The 18,048-nt window shown below is 45.4% G+C and carries 15 protein-coding genes; 2 read left to right on the forward strand and 13 right to left on the reverse strand.

Annotation, left to right across the window (positions count from 1 at the left end; translation table 11 throughout):
* Positions 1-361: 361 nt before the first annotated feature.
* The 12 genes from rpe to DYE48_RS00065 all read right to left on the reverse strand — a co-directional run bounded on the left by rpe (position 362) and on the right by DYE48_RS00065 (position 12,972).
* Positions 362-1,015 (reverse strand): ribulose-phosphate 3-epimerase, encoded by a 654-nt coding sequence (gene rpe, locus DYE48_RS00010; RefSeq protein WP_115821835.1) that lies wholly within the window; start codon positions 1,013-1,015, stop codon positions 362-364.
* A gap of 2 nt (positions 1,016-1,017) precedes the next feature.
* Complete coding sequence (rsgA, locus tag DYE48_RS00015; protein WP_115821836.1) at positions 1,018-1,899, reverse strand: ribosome small subunit-dependent GTPase A; 882 nt, start codon at positions 1,897-1,899, stop codon at positions 1,018-1,020.
* Between the two features lie 11 nt (positions 1,900-1,910).
* A complete protein-coding gene (pknB, locus tag DYE48_RS00020) occupies positions 1,911-3,968 on the reverse strand; it encodes a Stk1 family PASTA domain-containing Ser/Thr kinase (RefSeq protein WP_115821837.1) in 2,058 nt (685 codons plus the stop codon).
* Positions 3,968-4,729 (reverse strand): Stp1/IreP family PP2C-type Ser/Thr phosphatase, encoded by a 762-nt coding sequence (locus DYE48_RS00025; RefSeq protein ID WP_115822248.1) that lies wholly within the window; start codon positions 4,727-4,729, stop codon positions 3,968-3,970. Before DYE48_RS00025 ends, pknB begins: the two co-directional genes overlap by 1 nt.
* Before the next feature lie 134 nt (positions 4,730-4,863).
* Positions 4,864-6,210, reverse strand: a complete 1,347-nt coding sequence (gene rsmB, locus DYE48_RS00030) for a 16S rRNA (cytosine(967)-C(5))-methyltransferase RsmB (protein ID WP_115821838.1) — start codon at positions 6,208-6,210, stop codon at positions 4,864-4,866.
* The gene (gene fmt, locus DYE48_RS00035) at positions 6,203-7,150 is read right to left on the reverse strand and encodes a methionyl-tRNA formyltransferase (protein ID WP_115821839.1); all 948 of its coding nucleotides are present in this window, start codon (positions 7,148-7,150) and stop codon (positions 6,203-6,205) included. Before fmt ends, rsmB begins: the two co-directional genes overlap by 8 nt.
* Before the next feature lie 22 nt (positions 7,151-7,172).
* On the reverse strand, positions 7,173-9,581 hold the full coding sequence (gene priA / locus DYE48_RS00040) for a primosomal protein N' (protein WP_115821840.1): 2,409 nt from the start codon (positions 9,579-9,581) through the stop codon (positions 7,173-7,175).
* A complete protein-coding gene (gene coaBC / locus DYE48_RS00045; RefSeq protein WP_115821841.1) occupies positions 9,578-10,783 on the reverse strand; it encodes a bifunctional phosphopantothenoylcysteine decarboxylase/phosphopantothenate--cysteine ligase CoaBC in 1,206 nt (401 codons plus the stop codon). The genes priA and coaBC overlap by 4 nt, the downstream gene beginning before the upstream one ends.
* Positions 10,784-10,888: 105 nt before the next feature.
* Entirely contained in the window at positions 10,889-11,116 is a 228-nt protein-coding gene (rpoZ, locus tag DYE48_RS00050; RefSeq protein WP_089654638.1) for a DNA-directed RNA polymerase subunit omega, read from the reverse strand.
* A 2-nt stretch (positions 11,117-11,118) separates the two neighbouring features.
* Positions 11,119-11,733 (reverse strand): guanylate kinase, encoded by a 615-nt coding sequence (gene gmk / locus DYE48_RS00055; RefSeq protein WP_115821842.1) that lies wholly within the window; start codon positions 11,731-11,733, stop codon positions 11,119-11,121.
* A gap of 14 nt (positions 11,734-11,747) precedes the next feature.
* Positions 11,748-12,011, reverse strand: coding sequence for an extracellular matrix/biofilm regulator RemA (gene remA / locus DYE48_RS00060; protein ID WP_027954142.1), 264 nt, complete (start codon positions 12,009-12,011; stop codon positions 11,748-11,750).
* Positions 12,012-12,090: 79 nt separating this feature from the next.
* Positions 12,091-12,972 carry a YicC/YloC family endoribonuclease gene (locus DYE48_RS00065; RefSeq protein WP_115821843.1) on the reverse strand — a complete coding sequence of 294 codons (882 nt, stop codon included), beginning with the start codon at positions 12,970-12,972 and terminating at the stop codon, positions 12,091-12,093.
* A 150-nt stretch (positions 12,973-13,122) separates the two neighbouring features.
* Between DYE48_RS00065 and DYE48_RS00070 the strand changes: the two genes are divergently transcribed.
* Positions 13,123-14,838: an Rqc2 family fibronectin-binding protein gene (locus DYE48_RS00070; RefSeq protein WP_115821844.1), complete on the forward strand. Its 1,716-nt coding sequence runs from the start codon at positions 13,123-13,125 to the stop codon at positions 14,836-14,838.
* Positions 14,839-14,942: 104 nt separating this feature from the next.
* Positions 14,943-15,068 (forward strand): hypothetical protein, encoded by a 126-nt coding sequence (locus tag DYE48_RS21445; RefSeq protein ID WP_258871051.1) that lies wholly within the window; start codon positions 14,943-14,945, stop codon positions 15,066-15,068.
* A gap of 35 nt (positions 15,069-15,103) precedes the next feature.
* Here the strand turns inward: DYE48_RS21445 and DYE48_RS00075 are convergent, their stop codons facing one another.
* On the reverse strand, positions 15,104-17,278 hold the full coding sequence (locus tag DYE48_RS00075) for an FUSC family protein (RefSeq protein WP_115821845.1): 2,175 nt from the start codon (positions 17,276-17,278) through the stop codon (positions 15,104-15,106).
* Between the last annotated feature and the right edge of the window lie 770 nt (positions 17,279-18,048).

An 18,048-nucleotide genomic window follows, 5' to 3' on the forward strand; every position in this document is an offset into this window, starting at 1 on the left:
CAGGATAGCGGAAGACAGTCTCCCACGGTAAAGGGGTTCGTTTCTCACATGACCGAATGGGGTGGTTGGGAAGCTGCGAGACTCCCGCGGGAATGGATTGGCTGGCGAGACCCCGCAGTGCGAAGCACGAGGAGGCTTGCCGCCATCCCCGCAGGAAAGCGAGTAGCTTCCCAGCCACCCCTGACTCCCAATACGGCGAACGAACCCCAGAATATCTCGAATTCAAGGCTTCCACAATCCTGCCATATTCTACAATAGGACGATTTCTCCTATTTTAAAATGTAACTTATTTCTGTATTGGATGCCAATCAAACAAGGGAATGAAAAAGCCCAAAGGATAGGGATCCTTTGAGCTTTTTGGTCATTCTGACGATTGTCTGATTTCTTCAATCGCTTTTTTACGATCTTCTTGATTAAAGATGGCACTGCCGGCAACGAGGACATCAGCTCCAGCGGCTGTACAAAGTTTAGCCGTTTCTACTTTCACTCCGCCATCGATTTCAATCTCGAAGGATAGCCCTTCTTCTTCCCGCCACTGGGAGATTTGTTCGATTTTCGGTACCACCGAATGGATGAACGATTGACCTCCGAACCCTGGGTTGACTGTCATTAAGAGGACAAGGTCGACATCTTGGAGAATGGGGCGGATTGTTTCTGCTGGAGTAGCCGGGTTGATGACCACTCCTGCTTTTACTCCATGGCTCTTGATCAATTGAATCGTTCTATGGAGGTGAGGACATGCTTCCTGATGAACGGTGATGATATCAGATCCTGCTTTGGCAAAAGCTTCGATGTATTGATCCGGATTTTCAATCATCAAGTGGACATCGAGGGGCAAGTCGGTTACCGGACGAATGTGGTCCACAATTAATGGACCGATTGTAATATTGGGTACAAAGTGTCCGTCCATGACGTCCACGTGGATATAATCCGCTCCTCCACGTTCGACATCCTTGATTTCTTCTCCAAGTTTCGAAAAATCAGAAGCTAGAATGGATGGTGCAATTTTAGTCATGTTTAATACCTCGGCTTTCTATTCTGTATTTCATTTAAAAATTGTAAGTAATGCTCGTACCGCTGATCGGAAATTCCCCCGTTCTCTACGGCTGATTTCACCGCGCACTTCGGTTCTTTATGGTGCAGACAACCTCTGAATTTACAATCATTCTGTACCTCTACGAACTCAGGGAAACACTCAGCTAGTTGATCAAGTTCCAATTCCCCGAATTCCAGTGAACTGAAGCCAGGAGTATCCGCCACAAGACCTTCCGCTATTTCATAAAGTTCTACGTGACGTGTCGTATGTTTCCCGCGGCCTAAACTTTTTGAGATTTCATCTGTATCAATGGAGAGTCTAGGGTCGATTGAATTGAGCAAGGACGATTTTCCGACGCCGGACTGGCCGGCGATCACCGTTGTACGGCCAGCCAGGTGAGATTGAATTTGGTCCATAGCTTCCGTATCGTCTACAGCAGATAAAATGACCGGATAGCCGATTTTTTCATACAGTGTTTTGTAGCTTTCCATCACTTCCATTTGTTGTTCATCCAGCTGATCCACCTTGGAGATGACGATAAAAGGCTCAATCCTCTTCTCTTCCACAAGGACGAGGAAGCGATCCAGTAATAAAGCATTGAAATCCGGGTGAACGGCAGAAGTTACGATTAACGCTTGATCAACATTCGAAATCGGAGGCCTTACCAACTCATTTTTTCTGTTTTCGATGGATAATATATATCCTTCTTCCTTATTTTCCGCCTTGAATTCTACGAGATCACCAACCAAAGGAGTGACTTTCTTTTTACGGAAGTTTCCACGCCCCCGGCATTGGTAGACCTCTCCTTCACAAAGGACATAATAGAACCCGCTCAATGATTTAATAATTTTTCCTACTGGCATTTTTTCACCTCTTAATACGCTACTTCCACTTCTTCTTGATAGACTTCTCCATCTCTCATTACCCGGTAGGTCGCTACTTCGCCCGGCTCAATCGTTAAGGTAATTTCAAAAGTCTTCGTCTCGGTAATCGTTTCATTGATCACAGGCGTACTTTCGTCTCGATTGGCATCATTCACGTAAATTAATACTTCCTGACCCTCGGGTTCTGTCTGTTCGCCTTCTTGCTCGCCATCCCCTTGGCCTTCTTCATCATTCGTTTCCGGTTCATACGGAACTTCAATAGAAACGGTTTCATCTCTCGGGGGTTTTGGCTCAGGTCCTTTAGAAATAACTAAGTTAACGGTAGCCCCCTGCTCTACTTCCGTTGAAGCAGCTGGGTCCTGACTGATCACAATTCCTTCTGGCACTTGTTCTGAGTATTGATAAGTGATATTAGATTCTAGGTTATTACTTTCCAAGGACCTCACTGCGAAACTTTCATTAGCACCAACTAATTCTGCCAAGTCTATCGTTTCTTCACCAGAGCTTACACGGAATGATACCGTTGTATCCTCTGGAATGACACTACTTCCTGCGCTTGGGCTCAGGTGTGCGATGATTTCGCCTTTCGGTACATCACTACTCGTTTCTTCGTATGAATCAACTTTCTCATAACCTTTTTCTTCCAACTCTTCTTTCACCCGATCGAAATCCTGTCCTGTATAATCCGAAAACTCTACTCTCTCTTTTCCATTGCTAATATAAACTGTAACATTTGACTCTTCTTTTACCGTCATCCCTGCTTCAGGATCTGTTTCAATGACATCGCCCTCTTCCACATCATCAGAAAAACGTGTTTCTCTTGTCACAGTAAGGTTCAAGTCACTGAGTTCACTATAAGCCGTCTCATACTCTTCTCCTGCAAGATCAGGTATCTCCACGTCTGCAGGTTGAATGATGCCAGGGATTGTGAATAATGCCACGAGTCCCCCGATCAATAACAATAGTATAACGGTAAGAATCCACGGCCATACTTTCCGCTTTTTCTTTGTCTTTTTCTCGGCAGTCGGTTGGTCAGATGGAGCTGTTTCCTTAAAGGTTTTTGTCGACGATGTCGGGGGTGGGCTGACAGGTTTGTGATCACTAGTATTGATAATCGTATCTTCATCAGGTGAATCGCCGTAGGCTTCATTCGTAATGACAGGGATCGCTTTGGTTTTTTCTTCATCCCCTTCATCAGGTAATGTAAAAACCGGCTCATCCGCCCGGTAAGGTTCGAGAGAAGTTTCAATATCATGTTCCATTTCTAACACTGATTCATATCGATGAAACGGATCTTTGGCCGTCGATTTCAGAACGATATTTTCGACACTTTGAGGCAAGTCGGCATTCCATCTTTTCAAGGAAGGCGTTTCATGCTGAAGGTGTTTCAAGGCAATCGAGACGGGAGATTCTCCTGAAAAAGGGAGCCTCCCCGTCAGTAATTCGAAAAAAACAATGCCGAGTGAATAGACATCGGATTTTTTTGTCGCCATCCCGCCCCGCGCTTGTTCCGGCGATAGATAATGAACAGAGCCAAGCACAGAATTGGTCTGAGTCAGCGCCGTCGCACTTAGGGCCATCGCAATTCCGAAATCCGTCACTTTCACATGACCGTAATGATCAATAAGAATATTCTGCGGTTTGATATCTCTATGAACGATTCCATTATCATGCGCATGAGCGATTGCTGATGCAATCTGCCTCATAATATCCACCGCTTCAGACACATCGACTGGACTATGTTGTTGAATATACTGCTTCAACGTCATTCCATCGACAAACTCCATCACCATAAAATAAATGTCGTCTTCTTCTCCGACATCATAAATGTTGACGATATTAGGATGAGAGAGACTCGTAGCTGATTGCGCTTCTCTATGAAAGCGGGCAATAAACTCCTCATCATTTCCATGTTCCAGTCGTAATACTTTAATGGCAACATCCCTGTCTAGAATCGTGTCATGAGCAAGGTAGACATTCGCCATACCGCCGCCACCGATCATCTCTTGTACACGATAACGGTCATTAAGGAGACGGTTATTCAACATTATTCCGCACCTTCTTTCTGGTCGGAAGAAGGATGATGGTGCACGACTGCAAGCGTAATATTATCTTCCCCTCCACGTTCATTCGCAAGATCGATCATCTGCTGCGTAAACGATGACCATTCCCCTTCGAATGATTTCAATTCACTTAATTCTTCATCACTCACCTTATTGGTTAATCCGTCTGTACATAGAAGAAGGCGGCCATTCTCTTCGAATTCCATCGTTTTCACATCTGCTGTCAAATCAAATTCTGTCCCAAGTGCTTTTAATAATACGTTTTTTCTAGGGTGATGCTCCGCCTGCTCTTCGGTAATCTGACCTGAACGGACAAGTTCGTTCACTAAGGAATGATCCTCAGTAATCACTTTGAAGCCATAGGCATTAGCAAAATAACAGCGGCTGTCTCCAATGTGCCCGACCGTTGCGAATTCTTTTGTACATAGTGCCACAACCACGGTTGTTCCCATCCCTGCACATTCTTCATGGTCATTGGCATAGGATTTAATTTCATTGTTCGCAGAGCGCACCGCTTCTTTAATCCATTTTTCAGCTTCATCAGGAGTCTCAATGAGCTTGGCTTCCTGCCATTTTTTATGTAAGTGTGATGTCGTCATCTGGCTGGCTACATCACCGGCCTGGTGTCCGCCCATTCCGTCGGCTACAATGGCGAGGACTTGGCCTGCATCGTTTTTGAAAACCCCGCCGGCATCCTCGTTATGAATTCTGACTTTCCCCTGATCTGTCTCGTAATAACCTATCATGGTCTCACCTGCCTCATATTTATAACTTCGATCAAACATGGGGGTTGATTCTTAGGTAGTATTCCTCTTTTCGCCTTAATGGGAAGGAATCGCAGCTTCCTTCCCAAGGCTTTATTTTCCATTTCTGAAATGTGTCACTTCTTTCGCAACCGGGTCAAGAAAAATCCATCCGTATCCCATTCTTGAGGGAAAAGCTGAAGGCCTGTTTCGGAAAGACCCTGGGATTCTTTAAGAGCTGGTGGTAGCTCCTCGAAGAAGGATGGATCTACTTCAAAGTCCGGGTGCTCTTTTAAAAAATGCTGGACGGCTTCCTCATTTTCATGACGGTCGACCGTACATGTACTATAGACGAGCTTTCCTCCAGGCTTTAATAGTGGTGCAGCTTCTCTCAATAAATTATCCTGAATGTTTCTTAGAGAGAAAATATCTTCTTCTTTTTTATGGTATTTAATATCCGGTTTTCCTCGTAAAACTCCAAGGCCGGAACAAGGCGCATCAAGTAAGATGCGGTCAAAGGCGCCAGGAGCATGTTTTTCTCCCAGCTTCCTGGAATCTGCCTGACTGGCGGTAATTGATGTGAGCTGCAACTGTTCGGCCTTTTTGCTCACCAGTTTCGCTTTTTTCTCATGCAAGTCATAGGCAACGACTTCCCCCTGGTCCTCCATCTTTTCAGCGATATGGGTGGTTTTACCTCCAGGAGCGCTGCAGGCATCCAGCACAGTCAGTCCCTTTTCAAGATCCATCATTTCCGCTACAAGCATGGAACTCTGGTCTTGAACGGTCACGTACCCTTCTTGGAAAAGAGGATGAGAGAGAATCGCCCCTTCAAGAACGAGGAAGCCTTGAGGAGATAGTGTGCTCTCTTCGACTTTGAAGCCATCCTCTTGCAGCTGTTTCATCGCTTCTTCCCGAGAAATCCTAAGCGGCTGGACTCTCAGAGACATAGGAAGGTGCTGATTGTTTGCTTCACACATTGCTTTCGTCGTTTCAAATCCGTACTGATCGACCCAGCGATTGACGAGCCATTGAGGATGACTGGTTTCAATCGCCATTCGCTCTACAGGATCTTCGATTTTATCCAGGCTCTGGACTCCTTTGCGCTGGACGTTCCGAAGCACGCCGTTCATGAATGAAGAAATCCCCTTATGTCCCCGTTTCTTTGAAATTTCAACGGCTTCATGGATGATCGCATGATCCGGTACTCTTTCCAGAAAAATCATCTGGTAAACAGACATATAAAGAAGCCAGCGTACCCATGGCTTTATTTTCTTCTGTTTGGCGATGTAAGGCTGGATGGAATAGTGGATCAAATCCCGCCGTTGGAGTGTTCCGTATACGATTTCAGTTAACAGGGCTCCATCTTGTCTGGAAAGCTTTTGTTTAGAAATCTCCCGGTCTAATAAAACGTGACTGAATCCGCCCTGCTCACCAATTCGAGTAAGAAGATCAAGGGCTGACTCTCTTAATGCATATTTAGTCATGCGCCTCACCCAGACGTTCTCCGACCTGTAAGGACTGACCAGCACCATTAATAAACGCCTGCCCGTCCATCTTTTTCTTTCCGGAAGGTTGGAGAGAAACGACCTTCACGGCTTTGTTTCCACCCGTTGTGACAAGGAAGCCATCTTCTTCGATTTTGACCACTGTTCCAGGTGCTTCCTCAAACGTATCTTCCATTTTTTCAATCCACCAGACTTTCATCGGCTTGCCATTCCAATAGGTATAAGCGACCGGCCATGGATGAAGTCCACGTACATGGTTATAGACCGTCTGTTGATCTTTGCTCCAGTCGATGAGCTCCTGCTCCCTTTTGATATTGGAAGCGAAAGTGACTTTGGACTCATCCTGCTCTTCCGGGGTAATATCTCCGCTCAATAACTTCGGCAGTGTGTCCGCCAACAACTCCGCTCCTGCTACGGAAAGTTTATCATGCAGCGTCCCGACATGGTCCTCGTCTTCAATCGGGACGGTGACTTTTGAAAGCATGTCCCCTGCATCGAGACGTTTGACCATATACATGATGGTGACGCCTGTCTCTTTCTTCCCTTCGAGGATGCTGTAATGAATCGGTGCCCCCCCTCTGAATTCAGGCAGTAAGGATGCATGGACATTGATACATCCGTGCTTAGGCTCCTGGAGTAAAGCTTCTGGTAAAATTTGACCGAAGGCAGCGGTTACGATCAAGTCGGGATCGTAAGCAAGAACTTCTTTATATTCTTCTTTGATTTTTTCTGGTTGAAATACAGGAATTCCGTGTTTTTCCGCTGCTACTTTGACAGGAGGAGGGGTCATTGTTTTTTTTCTCCCTTTCGGACGGTCCGGTTGAGTAATTACAAGGACAACCTCATACCCCTCTTCAATAATGCGGTCAAGGACAGGTACGGCGAAATCCGGTGTCCCCATGAATGCGATTCGTGTCATGACTTTGTTGCTCCCTTCTTGCTTACATCAGCTGATACGGTTGGAAATCCACCGTAATCTGCAAACCATTTTCTTGTTTCATTTCATCTTCGTAATAGTGCAATATCCGTTCAACGAATTTTCGCTGCTCAGGTTCCTTCTTGTATTTTATCATGCATTGATAGCGATATCTATTATTGATCCTGGTGAGCGCAGAAGGAGTAGGCCCGAGAACATAGGATTGATCGGAAAGCTTCTGCTGCATGAACATGGTGATTTTCTGTGTCACTTCCTGCACTTTCAATTGGTTTGGATGTGAAATAGTGAAAAGTGTCAAGAAGAAGTATGGAGGATAGCGGAAAGCTTTCCTCAATTTCATTTCTTCATTGAAAAATTGTTCGTAATCATACTGGCTGGCCAGTTCAATACTATAATGTTCCGGTGTGTACGTTTGGACGACGACCTCTCCAGGCTTCTCATGTCTTCCTGCCCTTCCGCTTACCTGTGTGATTAATTGGAACGTTTTTTCTGATGCACGGAAGTCAGGAAGGTTGAGAAGCGCATCGGCAGCGAGTACACCAACAAGGGTGACATTTCCGAAATCCAGACCTTTAGCAATCATTTGCGTGCCAAGGAGGATATCCGCCTGTCCTTCTCCGAATTTTTTAAGGAGCCGTTCGTGTGCCCCTTTCCTTCTTGTCGTGTCGACGTCCATGCGGATCACGCGTGCTTCCGGGATTAACTCCTGAAGCGCTTCTTCCACTTTTTGAGTCCCTGTACCGAAATAACGGATCGTTTTGCTTTCACATTCCGGACATTCTGTAGGCATAGGTTCTTCATGGGAACAATAGTGGCATTTCAAACGATTCTGCCTCTTATGAAACGTAAGCGCAATGTCACAGTGCGGGCACTCACTGACATGGCCGCAATCCCTGCACATGACAAAGGTCGAATAGCCTCGTCTGTTCAGAAAAAGCACGACCTGCTCCCCGCGGGAAAGTCTTTCTTCGATTTTTTCCTTCAACATGATGGAAAACATGGAACGGTTTCCGTTATGAAGTTCCTCTCTCATATCGACGAGATCCACGGCCGGCATCACCGACTCATTCATCCGCTTTTTCATGGTCAACAGCTGATAATTGCCTTTGACAGCCCTGGCATAACTTTCGAGAGCCGGTGTGGCACTACCTAAAACGACAGGGCATTGGTGGGTTTTCCCTCTCTCAATGGCAACATCCCTCGCATGGTAACGTGTCCGGTCTTCCTGCTTGTAACTCGTTTCATGTTCTTCATCGATGATGATCAAGCCAATGTTAGTAAACGGGGCAAAGATCGCAGACCTTGCTCCAACAACGACTTGAACCTCTTTACGCTGGATTTTCCGCCATTCGTCGTACTTTTCCCCGGCTGACAAAGCACTGTGAAGGACGGCGACTTTTGAGCCGAACCTTCCTTTGAAGCGTTCAACCATTTGCGGAGTCAAAGCTATCTCAGGAACAAGCATGATGGCTTCTTCGCCTTTATCAATTACTTCTTGGATAGACTGCAAATACACTTCCGTTTTACCACTACCGGTCACTCCATGAAGAAGAAAAACATCATGGACGTTTTCTTCGATAGTCTTAAGGATCGGCTGGATAGCTGTTTCCTGTTCTGCTGTCAGAGGGAACGGCTGCGTACGTTCGAAGTCGCGATCACCATAAGGGTCCCTGAAAACTTCCTGCTTGAATTCACGAATAACCCCCTGTTCGATGAGCGGCTTCAAAGAGGCAGGTGTAGTGGATATCACATCCAGAAGCCTCTTCTTTTCTATCGCATCCGGATACTCGAGGAAATACTCGACAATGGTGCGCTGTTTTTTCGCCTGCGGGGATAGATCTTCAAGCTTCTCCTCTAATTCCATCGGATTTAAATTAGGTTGGACCATCGTCATTGTCTTCTTCGTTTCCCGACTTTTCACTTCATAATGGACATCAACGTCTCCATCATTCATGTGTTTGCGGAGTGTATGATACCCGATGCCCGACTTCTCGAATTCTTCAAAATCCACAACCGCTCGTCCATCAAATAGAGGGTCGAGTTCAGAGCCGAGGGGTTCTTCGGTCAGCTTCCACAACTCTTTGCGATATTTAGCTTTCATCACCTGTGGGAGCATAACCTGCAGACAGGAAATATAGTAGCTCAGCGTATTTTTCGATAACCATTTTCCGAGTTGAAGGAGTTCTTCCGTTAACGTTGGAATGACATCAAGAACATCAGTGATTTTTTTCACGGACGAAAAGGAACTTGTTTCGGAAAGCGAGACGACATACCCTAAAATTTTGCGCGGTCCGAATGGCACGATGACTCGTACCCCCGGCTGAACGATCCCTTCGAATTTTCCGGGTATTTTATAATCGAAAGGTCGGTTCGTATTTTGCGAGGGTACATCAACGATTACGTTTGCAATCAAAGGGTTTCACTCTCCATCTCACCACTGGCCACCATGAGAATGTTTTCAGCGAGCTCCTCTTTGCTCATCAACGGGTATGTCATTTCTTCTCCTCGTTTGGTAATAAACAAGGAGGCATTGGTGTCGGTTCCAAACCCTGAACCCTCTTCGGATACATTATTAATGACAATGGCATCGAGGTTCTTTTTATCCATCTTCTGTCTACCATACTTCTCCACATCTGTCGTTTCTGCAGCAAATCCAATTAAGTATTGATGTTCTTTGCGATCTCCAAGTTCCATGAGAATATCCTTCGTCCGCTCCATCTCGACGACATAGTCCCCTGGTTTCTTCTTCATCTTTTGATCGTACGTTATTTTCGGACGATAATCGGCTACCGCTGCCGACTTGATGACAAGGTCCTGATCAGGATAAGCTTTCAACACTTCGTCATACATTTCCTGAGCGGACGTAATTTGGATTACATGCACGCCAGCTGGAGGTCCTAAGGCTACCTGCCCTGAAATAAGTGTCACTTCAGCGCCAAGTTGTTTAGCTTTTTTCGCTAACGCATACCCCATTTTACCCGTCGATGGATTCGTGAAATAACGTACCGGATCGATCTGCTCGCGGGTAGGACCTGCGGTTATGAGTACTTTTTTACCTTTAAGAGGCTGAGGCCGTTGATATTCTTTCCGGAGCACTTCGACAATCGATTCAGGCTCCTCCAACCGTCCTTTCCCTACATAGCCACATGCAAGATAACCTTCCCCGGGCTCGATAAACCGGAAGCCCCAGTCCTCCAGCTGCTTTAAGTTCTTCATAACAGCCGGATGACTGTACATATGGACATTCATCGCTGGAGCGATGTAAACAGGTGCCTCGGTCGCAAGTAAGGTCGTCGAGAGCATATCATCGGCGAGACCATTCGCGAGCTTTCCGATCACGTTTGCCGTCGCGGGGGCGATTAAGAAAAGGTCCGCCCAGTCAGCGACATCGATGTGCTGGATTTGAGAAGAATCTTGTTCATCGAAGGTATCGGTATAAACAGGCTGTCTGGACAAAGCCTGAAAAGTAGTCGGGGCTACAAATTTTTGCGCGCTGTCAGTCATGATTACTTTAACAACGGCCCCTGCTTGGACGAGTTTGCTTGTTAAAGCGGCTGCTTTATAGGCGGCGATTCCACCTGATACTCCTAAGACGATCTTTTTTCCATTCAACATCTAAAGAGACCCCTTTGCTTAAAAAATGTTGGCACTAAAACACGTAGGAAAAGCCGCGCTGATTCAATGAAGAAGCGCGGCTTTTCCTACGTCGTTTCGATGTTCTTATGTGGTTTCTGTTCGTTCTTGGATTTCATCCGCTTCAATATAGTTCAATTTGCCATCGCGGATCTCTTCAAGCGCCACGCCCACTTGCTGGTGGGATGTCGGATGATCGATCATAGGCGCTGCTCCTTGTTTCAATTCACGCGCTCTTCTTGCAGACAGCGTTACGAGTGTATATTTGGATTTGATTTGTTTCTGTAGGGAATCAATGGACGGTTCTAACATCATGATTATTCATCCTCCAATGCTTTTTTATATTGATGGGCGACACGTTCACGTTTGCAGTGTTCACTGGCAACGATCGATTTCACTTTCGTTACAGCATTGTCAATCTGATCGTTCACGACGACATAATCATACGCATCCATCATATCAATTTCTTCTTTCGCTGCTTTCAAGCGGTTTTTCACTTTGTCTTCCGTTTCTGTGCCACGGTTGACAATCCGGTCTTTCAATTCTTCCAAAGAAGGTGGAATCAAAAAGACGAACACGCCTTCAGGGAAGTTCTCCCTTACTTTGAGAGCTCCCTGGACTTCAATTTCCAAAAAGACATCTTTGCCTTCGTTCAATGTCTGCTCTACGTATTGACGGGGTGTTCCATAATAGTTTCCCACATATTCCGCATGTTCAATCAATTGGCCTTGACTGATTAATTTCTCGAACTCATCTCTCGATTTGAAAAAATAATCGACGCCGTCCACTTCACCTTCACGTGGATCACGAGTCGTCATGGATATAGAATAGCGCAAATCTGTCGACTGTTCGAATAATGCTTTACGTACCGTTCCTTTTCCGACACCTGATGGGCCGGAAAGGATGAATAAAATACCTTTCTGATCAATCACTGCAAAAAGTCCTCCTAGTTTTCATCTGAGATCTCGTCGTTACTGATGACACGCTGTCCGACGGTTTCCGGCTGGACGGCTGAAAGGACGACATGATCACTATCTGTAATAATGACCGCACGCGTTCGACGGCCATATGTAGCATCTACTAATTTATTATTGTCACGGGCGACCGTGATGATACGTTTGATCGGAGCGGATTCAGGCGAAACAATAGAAATAATACGATTCGCAGATACGACGTTTCCAAAACCGATGTTGATTAATTTCAAGCTCAAAGCTGACTCCTCCTTCTTCTGACCAAGCACTTTCATGACTACCTCTATTATATGAAAAAACTAGGCATAAACACAATTGTTATTCGACATTTTGTACTTGTTCTTTCACCTTTTCAATCTCGCTTTTCAAATTCACAACCATTTCAGTCATTTTGCTGTCATTGGATTTCGATCCGATCGTATTCACTTCACGGTGCATTTCCTGCACAATGAAATCGAGTCGTCTTCCAACAGGCTCTTCAATCGAAAGGGTGTCTTCAAATTGGATGAAGTGTGACTGTAGTCTCGTCAACTCTTCGGTGACGTCCCCTTTCTCTGCAAGCAAAGCGACTTCCTGGAGGATTTTTGTTTCATCGGGCCGGATTTGTTCTTTCGTGTATTCTTCCACACGGGTCCGAATCCTCTCTTTATACTCTTCGATTACCATCGGTCGCCTTTCGCCCAGGCTGCTCAGCCATGACCGCACTTTTGCGATACGTTCTTCAAGATCTTCATATAATTCGTGACCTTCTTTCGTCCGCATCTCTACCAGTTGTGTGGCAGCATCATCCATGGCCTCTAATAAAGCCATTTTCAATTCATCCGAATCGGTTTCTATCTCTTTTTCCGAAAAAACATGGTCTAACTTGGATACCATATCAATAGATATATCCCCCGTCAAATCGTAGCGGCGCTGTATATCCTTCAAGCGGACTAAATATTGATCGACAATTTCCCAATTGACATCGATTTTCTTTTCAAACAATTCTTCTCCTTCGATCGTTACAAAGATATCAACGCGACCCCTGGATAATCGGCCTTTAACGACTTGTTTCAGCCGATCCTCCAAAAACAGTAATGAACGGGGCATCTTGGTTGTTATATCCAAAAAACGATGATTCACCGACCGAATCTCCACATGAACCTTTGTTTCACCGACTTCCACCGTACTCTTCCCATAACCTGTCATACTTTTTAACAATAAGATCATCACCTGTATGTAAAATGAATGCAACACCTATTTTAGCAAAATGTTGGATGGTGTTGCGAATGTTTGGCTTTCCCTGATGAAAATTCTTAGAATAACGAGCTTTACTCATGCTATACTTCTAACAGTAGAGAGGTGAAGACGATGTCTTTTGACGGAATTGTAACCCGGGCGATCACGAACGAATTGAATGAAACGATCCAGTCCGGACGTATTATGAAAATTTATCAGCCAACTGAAACGGAGCTCGTATTTACGGTCCGTTCCAATCGCAAAAAACACACGCTATTGTTGTCCGCACACCCAAGCTATGCTCGCTTCCATTTGACGGACGATCAATACCATAATCCTAAAGAACCACCGATGCTGTGTATGCTTCTCAGGAAACATTTGGTCGGAGGGTTTATTGAACGAATAGAACAGGTGGACATGGAAAGAATTGTAAAGTTTCATATCCGGACCCGCAACGAAGTCGGCGATGAAACAATGAAAACACTCATTATTGAAGTGATGGGAAAACACTCCAACATTCTGCTTGTCGACGAAGAAGAAGGACACATGCTCGACAGCATCAAGCATCTGCCCCCTTCCCAAAACCGGCACCGGACGATTATGCCCGGCCAGCCCTATAAACTCCCACCGGAACAAGGGAAAATCAACCCTGTTGACCTTGAACCAGAAGCATTCATCAGGAAGTTGGACTTTAACTCAGGCAAGATGGATAAACAAATCTTGAATGTGGTGATGGGTTTTTCACCAATGATGACGAAGGAAATTGTACATCGGGCCGGACTCGGTGGTTCCCAAGCCGTTAAGGAAGCTTACCGGGAGATTAGAGAAATCATCCTCAACCATGAGTATGATCCACAGATCCACCGGGCAGAAAAAGAGCAGTTTTACGTCATTCCGTTGCACGCTTTTTCAGATGATGTTGAAAAATTCGATAGCGTCAGTGCGATGCTGGATGATTATTATTCTGGGAAAGCTGAGCGTGACCGTGTCAAGCAGCAAGCAGGAGATCTCCACCGTTTCTTGAAGAATGAACGGGATAAAAACAAACGTAAAATTAAGAAACACGAAACCACGCTGAAGAAATCCGAATCTGCGGAAGAGTATCAAAAGCTCGGCGAACTTTTGACTGCACACATGCATATGGTCAAAACAGGTGATGAATCGGTGACGGTCATTGACTACTACGACCCCGACCAGTCAGAAATGACGATCGAACTCAACCCTAATAAAACACCGAGTGAAAATGCACAAAACTATTTTCAAACGTACGCAAAACTGAAAAAATCCAAAGAAGTTGTACAAAAGGAAATACAAAAAGCAGAAGATGAAATCCTTTATTTCGATCGTCTCATTCAACAAGTCGAAACAGCAAGAGAAGAAGATATCGAAGAAATTCGGGAAGAACTGCGTGAGCAAGGTTATTTGAAGAAAAAGCCGGCGACGAAAGGGAATCGTAAAAACAAACCACAAAAGCCGAAGCCGGAAAGTTTTGAATCGACGGATGGAACATTGATTTACGTTGGAAGAAACAACAAACAGAATGAATATTTGACGAATCGTATGGCGAACAAAATGGATATTTGGCTGCATGCCAAAGATATTCCCGGGTCCCATGTGGTCATCAGAGATGAAGAACCGAGCGAAGATACGTTGTTTGAAGCCGCACAGCTTGCTGCAAACTTCAGTAAATCAAGCAAATCCTCCTCGGTTCCGGTGGACTACACGCGGATACGTCATGTGAAAAAGCCGTCAGGAGCAAAGCCAGGTTTCGTTACGTATGACCAACAGCAGACGTTGTTCGTCACACCAGATGCTGCCTTCATCAAACGGTTAAAGAAAAGAGACTGAATCATGATCCCTGTGCCTATAATTGGTACAGGGATTTTTACATACCACAGGACGGATAACAAATAATAGGAAGGCAACTGAATCTGATCAAGGAGGTTGCTGATATGCCGAAGAATTCAAAATCAAAACGTAATCCGAAAAAGAGCAGAGATGCTGTTCAACCAGCTACGGGAGAAGAACGAATTACAATCTCCAAAGCTGGCGAAGGTCCTTACGACCGTAACAGATAAACGAAAAGCAGCACGTGGGATCCCACGTGCTGCTTTTAACCTTCCAAACGTTCCACTGTCTCCAGTCCCATTCTTTCTCCGACAACAAGCAAAGCTTGATTGATTTTCCAAATATAAAACAGGTGATGAACAATATCCCCATGGCCTTCTTTGTGTCCTGGTGCAAACCGCTCAATCATTTCCCGCTCATGTTGTAGCTTAAACAGTTGTCCACTCATTACTTCCCCATTCATGACCGCCATGATTGTGCGAATGTTATGCTTGTACACCTCTTCCGTTCGCTTGAGGCCCTCCGTGATTTCTTCGGAATGATGAAAATCCTTTTGATACGTAGATGCCACTAACTGTTTCGCATAATAATTGATAGCGGTAAACGACATCAGTAACCGAGGAATACCTGAGTATTTATTAGCTCCAGGTCTTTGCAGGGCAGGTTTTGCATCCTCTTCAAGCAGCTGAATCTTTTCATCCATCTGAAAAGCAAGATCCGCCAGCCCTTTCATGCTCTCTGAACGGCGGAAATTTTGAATATAGGACAGGACATAATTCTCAAGAACCTCTAAGTACTCCACCAGCTGCTCCTTCATTTTATCCAGCGTTCGTGTAGGGAAAATGAATGCGGCAGCCGCTAGTGCAATGCCTGCTCCTACAATGGTATCAACCACCCTGGCAAGGAGCAATGCATAACTGATCCCTCCCAACATGAGGTCATACATAAAAGCAATGAGCATTGTGATGAACATACTCATCACAGTGTAGGACACAGGAAGCGTATAAAAAGCAAAAAAGATGACCGCAAAGATGAGACCAACTTCCAGTTCAGACTGCCCTGACACAGACTTTGCCAAAAAGAAACCAATAATGGCTCCTGCTACTGTTCCGATCGACCTTTCCAAACCCTTCAGATATGTGCGCCCAACGGTTGGTGTCCCTAATTGGACGATAAACGTCGTTAACAACACCCAGTATGGCTGTATAGGAGAAATCAAATGACCTACAATCACTGCGATCGTTCCGGCAATCACCGATTGAATCGCCTTTTTCGTTGAAGGCTCCATCCCCTTATTTTCATCTTCCTCTTCTGCTGCTTCCTTTTCTTCGGACCATTCATCACCGGGGACGTCTTCGCCACTGTATTTAATGGCGAGGGCTCCTTCCGTCACATGCGTAGCGATCGCCTCAATTCGGCGGAGCAGATACAGCCACCCCTCAGGCCTCGTTTCATGTTCACCAAACCTTTTATCAATTATGTCTCTTAAAGAAAGAATCACACGTTCGGCTTCAGCCAGGTGCTTCTCTTCCTGTTCCATTTTAAGAACTTCTGCCTTCTGCAACGTAAGAATGAGGCGGGAGAGAATTGGACGCAGTTCTTCTGTCTCAAGCGCTCCTCTTTCTTTCAATTTCTCCAAACTATCCGAAAGGGTCATCACGAACATCGCCGTATCGAACACATATAACCGTAATTGTTCCGTACGAACCCCCGGCCAGACGTCCCTAATATTCTGTGAGTTCAAGTCTGTGGATACGTGATTGGCATAATCCCTCAGCTTTTTCACGTTTTCCGTCAGTTTTTTAGAACGGATCTGGTTGATATCAGGATCCTCAACGACTTCTGCCAACAGTTCGAAAGTCAGGTTCGCCTGCCTATGAAAAGATTGGACACTACGCTTAAGCTGCTGTGCAGTGTCTCGGAAAATGATGAAATTATATAGAAAAGCGTAGCTGATGCCTATACAAATCGCACCGTAAAACCAAGGGAATTGTGCTGGAGGAAGTTTTAAAAAGGAAGAAAAATAAACGGTTATAAAACCGATCATACCTAAAGAAAAATAACGACTACCGAATTTAGAAAAATAAAAACTGCAAAAGATGATCAAGATCATTAACGTGGATACGAGAACGGCACTCCATGAAAGCAGAGATCCAAGCGTCACTCCGCAGATGGCCGATAAAGGAAGCAAAAGTGTTGTCCCCTGCTTTTCCTTTTTGGTATCATCCATAACCGCCATGATGCCCAGGAGCCCACAGACGCCTGAAATGATCGCCGGAAGAAGCGGATCCTGTCCGAACAGGTTCAATACCAGTAAGGTAGTGAAAACAGCCGAAATCACACTGAGCGTCGCTTTTCCTGCCTGCTGCAGCCGTTTATGCCCGGGATCTGACGCCAGCATTCTCTTCAACCAATACGATTGTCTTCCTATTTCATACATTGAATATCTCCTCCTCTCTTATGTTTTCCATGTGGCATATCGATTCCATCTATAAAGTAAATGATCACTTCTCTATATGTACGCACATCCTACTTACCCTTTCCCTTACATGAGCAAGGATAGTATAGATAGAGATAAATTATAGAGCGCTCTCTTCCATCTGTCAAAAGGAAAACCTGCTTTCTTAAGCTTTTATCTGATTGTCTTTAATTGCTATTTACTTATTTAGCAAAATGGCAGTATTCTTGAAGACTCAGTTTCGAGACTTTTGAGAGTGGATAGGGGCTGCGGGGAATAGCTCGCTTTCCGCGGGAGCGCGGTGAGCCTCTTCGGACTGCGTCCTGCGGGGCCTCACCATGCACTTTTTTCCTCTTCTATATCCGGTTCCGGCGCCTAGCGGCTAGTGAGACTTCCCTCGCTTCTGTACGATAAGTCAACATCGAATCACTCCGTTCTTCGTGTTTCCTTTATCTCCGCCAGCTCAGTCCAGTCCATACGCCGCTGATCGAGGCGCCTGCACACTTAAGGTAGGAGTCTCCCCATTCCCCTCCGCCCCTTTGCCATGGAAGATTCTCGAAACCACTTCTGGAAAAATCAGCTTATATGATTGAGGGAAGTGGATAATATAACCCCCTCCACAGCTGGCATACACAACGTAAAAGCTTGATACAGAGCGCTTTATGCATGCTTAGGAGAGAAGAGTGGGAGAAACTCCTTCTCGGTATAGGGGTTCGTTTCTCCCTTATATGGAATGGGGTTGTTGGGAAGCT

The organism is Halobacillus trueperi, from assembly GCF_003386945.1.
GTDB lineage: Bacteria > Bacillota > Bacilli > Bacillales > Halobacillaceae > Halobacillus > Halobacillus aidingensis.

Excerpts from the sequence above, each read along its gene's own strand:
- rpe (WP_115821835.1), bottom strand. The coding sequence starts at position 1,015 with ATGACTAAAATTGCACCATCCATTCTAGCTTCTGATTTTTCGAAACTT.
- rsgA (WP_115821836.1), bottom strand. The coding sequence starts at position 1,899 with ATGCCAGTAGGAAAAATTATTAAATCATTGAGCGGGTTCTATTATGTC.
- pknB (WP_115821837.1), bottom strand. The coding sequence starts at position 3,968 with ATGTTGAATAACCGTCTCCTTAATGACCGTTATCGTGTACAAGAGATG.
- DYE48_RS00025 (WP_115822248.1), bottom strand. The coding sequence starts at position 4,729 with ATGATAGGTTATTACGAGACAGATCAGGGGAAAGTCAGAATTCATAAC.
- rsmB (WP_115821838.1), bottom strand. The coding sequence starts at position 6,210 with ATGACTAAATATGCATTAAGAGAGTCAGCCCTTGATCTTCTTACTCGA.
- fmt (WP_115821839.1), bottom strand. The coding sequence starts at position 7,150 with ATGACACGAATCGCATTCATGGGGACACCGGATTTCGCCGTACCTGTC.
- coaBC (WP_115821841.1), bottom strand. The coding sequence starts at position 10,783 with ATGTTGAATGGAAAAAAGATCGTCTTAGGAGTATCAGGTGGAATCGCC.
- rpoZ (WP_089654638.1), bottom strand. The coding sequence starts at position 11,116 with ATGATGTTAGAACCGTCCATTGATTCCCTACAGAAACAAATCAAATCC.
- DYE48_RS00070 (WP_115821844.1), top strand. The coding sequence starts at position 13,123 with ATGTCTTTTGACGGAATTGTAACCCGGGCGATCACGAACGAATTGAAT.
- DYE48_RS21445 (WP_258871051.1), top strand. The coding sequence starts at position 14,943 with ATGCCGAAGAATTCAAAATCAAAACGTAATCCGAAAAAGAGCAGAGAT.
- DYE48_RS00075 (WP_115821845.1), bottom strand. The coding sequence starts at position 17,278 with ATGTATGAAATAGGAAGACAATCGTATTGGTTGAAGAGAATGCTGGCG.